This window comes from Microcystis sp. LE19-41.2A, from assembly GCF_027530405.1.
Classification (GTDB): domain Bacteria; phylum Cyanobacteriota; class Cyanobacteriia; order Cyanobacteriales; family Microcystaceae; genus Microcystis; species Microcystis aeruginosa.
Map to the genome: position 1 here is coordinate 1 of NZ_JAPZQJ010000486.1, position 3542 is coordinate 3542.

At 45.4% G+C, this 3542-nt stretch carries 2 protein-coding genes; one reads left to right on the top strand and one right to left on the bottom strand.

The features are described from left to right. The first annotated feature begins 660 nt into the window (after positions 1 to 660). Positions 661 to 2757 (top strand): phosphate acetyltransferase, encoded by a 2097-nt coding sequence (gene pta / locus O9290_RS20570; protein ID WP_288056388.1) that lies wholly within the window; start codon positions 661 to 663, stop codon positions 2755 to 2757. A 113-nt stretch (positions 2758 to 2870) separates the two neighbouring features. Here the strand turns inward: pta and O9290_RS20575 are convergent, their stop codons facing one another. Then, entirely contained in the window at positions 2871 to 3248 is a 378-nt protein-coding gene (locus tag O9290_RS20575) for a hypothetical protein (protein ID WP_043999324.1), read from the bottom strand. Positions 3249 to 3542: the final 294 nt, after the last annotated feature.

The window sequence follows — 3542 nt, forward strand, 5'->3', positions numbered from 1 at the left end:
TTCTTGGGCTGCCCATTTCTCCATTTTTTTGCTTACCTCCACCTTAATTCCTTCTTTCAAAACTATACCTATCAATCGTTTCCCCTTTTTTTAAGTTTCTTCTCTTTTTGTTAAGAAAGATCCGACTAATGGATAGCCTTAATAAGGGGGGTGCCGATAGGCGGGGGGATCCCCCCTGCCCCCCTTGATAAGGGGGGTGTCTGACAACTTTTAACGCCTACCTACTTAAATCTTTATGAAAAACCAAGCCTTAGCTGGAAAGCCGGTGATAGGATTTTCTGGAGTCTTTATTGTAATCTGAGGAAATTAAATCAAGTCGATGGAAAAAATGTTACCAGTGAACAGCAATCGGACAAAATAACTGCTAGATTACAAGGTATAGTCCATCACTCTCTGGTAGATATTCAAACAGCGATCGCTCTGTGAGAAAAATCTCTGGATTAGCCAACAACTAAAGATAGTTTACCTGAAAATTTCCCAACAATTCACGCCCTTATAGACAACTTGATCGCTGCCCCCCTTATTAAGGGGGGATTAAGGGGGGATCAAAACCACCTTATTAAGGGGGGATTAAGGGGGGATTAAGGGGGGATCAATCGCTCACCTCAAGGTTGGGGTAGCCCAATTAAATCCCACTCTTGTTATTATTCTGCTCTACCCATGACTAACTCTTTATATATCAGCACGACGGCAACGGGAAGCGGTAAAGCGTTAGTAGCTTTAGGAATTATTGACTTAATTCTCCGCAAAACTAATAAAGTTGCTTTTTTCCAGCCAATTGTTCTCGACTGTTCCCAAGGTCATCGGGACGAAGACATTGACTTAATCCTCAATTATTTTAAATTAGAACAAACCTACGAAGAGGCCTTTGGTTTATGTTATGACGAAGTTAAGGATTTATTGGTACAACAAAAATTTGATGAAATCATCGAAAGAATTATCAAAAAGTTTAAAAACTTAGAAAAAAAATATGATTTTATCCTCTGTGAAGGTTCCGATTACCTGCAAGAAAATTCCGCCTTTGAATTTGAACTAAATACAGAAATTGCCAAAAATCTCGGTTATCCCATCTTAATATTAGGTAATGCCCACAATCGCAGTATCGAAGATGCCCTTAGTCCGATCCTGATTTCCTGCGACACCTACCAAGATAAAGGTTGTACGGTGATTGGGATTATTATCAATCAAGCTGAAGAGGAAAAAATAGGGGAATTACGGAAAACCCTGACTAAAATTTTTCCCCCCCAAGAATATGCTCTAGGAGTGATTCCCCACAATGCCAAACTGAGCAGCCCGCGAGTGGCAGAAATCGCCCAACAATTACAGGCAAAAGTTCTCTACGGACAGCAGAGATTAGACAGTTTAGCTAGTAACTTTCTGGTGGTGGCCATGCAGATGCAAAATGCCCTAGAGCGGATAAAAGAAGATAGTTTAATTATCACTCCTTGGGATCGCGGCGATGTGATTATCGGGATGTTACAGGCCCACCAATCAGCCAATTATCCCCAATTAGCCGGTATAGTCTTAACAGCAGGTCATAACCTCAATCCTTCGATCGCCCGTTTAATTGAAGGTTTGCCCGATCCCTTACCGATTCTCTCCGTCACCACCGATACCTACACCACGGCCGAACGCATCCACCAAGTGCGGACCACCCTGACCTCGACCGACTACGATAAAATTAACCTCAGTCTGCAGCTTTTTCACAGTAACATCAATCTCGATCGCCTAGAAGCGCAAATTCGCACTTTGCGGACCCAGGGGATTACCCCGAAGATGTTCACCTATAATCTCGTACAACAGGCCAAAGCGCAAAAACGTCACATCGTTTTGGCCGAAGGGACTGAACCGCGCATCCTCCAGGCAGCCACAGTTTTAATCGAACAGGATATCGTCGATTTAACCCTCTTGGGACAACCGGACGAGATTGCAATGGTGATTAAAAAACATGGTATCACTCTCGATCTCGATCGCCTGCAAATTATTGACCCCGTGGCTAGTCCCCATTTTGAAAGCTATGTGCAGACCCTCTACGAAGCGAGAAAAGCCAAGGGAATGAATCTCGACATGGCCCGGGATTATGCACAGGATGTCTCCTATTTTGGCACTTTAATGGTGTATCAAGGCGATGCTGATGGTATGGTATCGGGGGCAGTGCATACCACTCAACACACGATTCGGCCTGCACTCCAGATTATCAAAACTAAGCCCGATTGTGCGATCGTCTCCTCGGTCTTTTTTATGTGTCTAGAGGATCGGGTCTTGGTCTATGGGGATTGTGCGGTCAATCCCGACCCTAGTGCCGAGGAATTAGCCGAAATCGCCCTATCTTCTGCCGAAACCGCCCAAAAATTCGGAATAGAGCCGCGAATCGCCCTGCTTTCCTATTCTTCGGGTCAATCGGGCCAGGGAGAAGACGTGGAAAAAGTACGACGAGCGACCAAAATCGCTAGGGAAAAACGCCCCGATTTGAAGCTAGAAGGCCCGATTCAGTACGATGCGGCCGTGGATAGGGAAGTAGCCGCCCAAAAAATGCCGGGGTCAGAGGTGGCGGGCCAAGCAACGGTGTTTATTTTTCCTGACCTGAATACAGGTAATAATACTTATAAAGCCGTGCAGCGGGAAACGAAAGCTTTAGCGATTGGTCCAATCCTACAGGGATTAAAAAAACCCGTCAATGATCTCAGTCGCGGTTGTACCGTTCCCGATATTATCAATACGGTGGTGATCACGGCAATTCAATCCCAATCTTTTTGAGTTATCGTCATTTCAGATCAGTCCCATGATGTACTCTTGACGGCTCAAACAATATTCACAGCGATCGCCCGCTCTTTCTCTCACTCGCTGGCGAACCTCTGGGGGAATGGCACTCATGCCACCAGTGGCTCCCGCAAGCCTCGGCGTACCGCTTCTGCCAAGGCTTCTGACTTGCCTAACTGTCCCAGTTGATAGATATGCAGTAAGGCTAAGAGTTCGTAGCGTTCTGCTTCTGTCAAGGCTGTATTTTTCCCTTTCGTCTGTAACTCGCCCAATCGCTGGTTCTGTACCTCATCCATCCGAGAATTTGCCAGTGCCAAGACTTCGGCATCCGATAACTGGGAAGGGGGAGAAAATTCGCCAACTGTCAGCCAGAGCCATTGCAAGGATTCGGCTAAGACAGTTGCAATTTCTTGCTGTGTTGAGGCTCCCAACCGCTTGGCATATTCCAGTAAGTGTTCCGGCAATTTGAGGGTGACTTCAACTGCCATATCCGCTCTTATCTCCCACATTCCGCACCCTAAAGTGTCACATTGAAAATTTTATCTAAATCGTCAAAACGATTGCCGGCTCTGAATTACAGGCTAATTTGGTTGCCCAGCAGATGCACAATTAGCCCTAAAAATCTGATAACTCTGATACCAAATTATTGAGATAAACTCTCATTAAGCTGGCGATCGCTAACTAGAGTGTGACACTTCATAATTCTTAGTAATCGCTAAAAGTCTTACTATACAAGGGCTAGAGCAACTTTTGATTTCAACGACTAGGGTGCGGAATGTGGG

What these genes read in the sequence shown, in the direction of transcription:
- pta (WP_288056388.1), top strand. Translation starts at nt 661, where the DNA reads ATGACTAACTCTTTATATATCAGCACGACGGCAACGGGAAGCGGTAAA.
- O9290_RS20575 (WP_043999324.1), bottom strand. Translation starts at nt 3,248, where the DNA reads ATGGCAGTTGAAGTCACCCTCAAATTGCCGGAACACTTACTGGAATAT.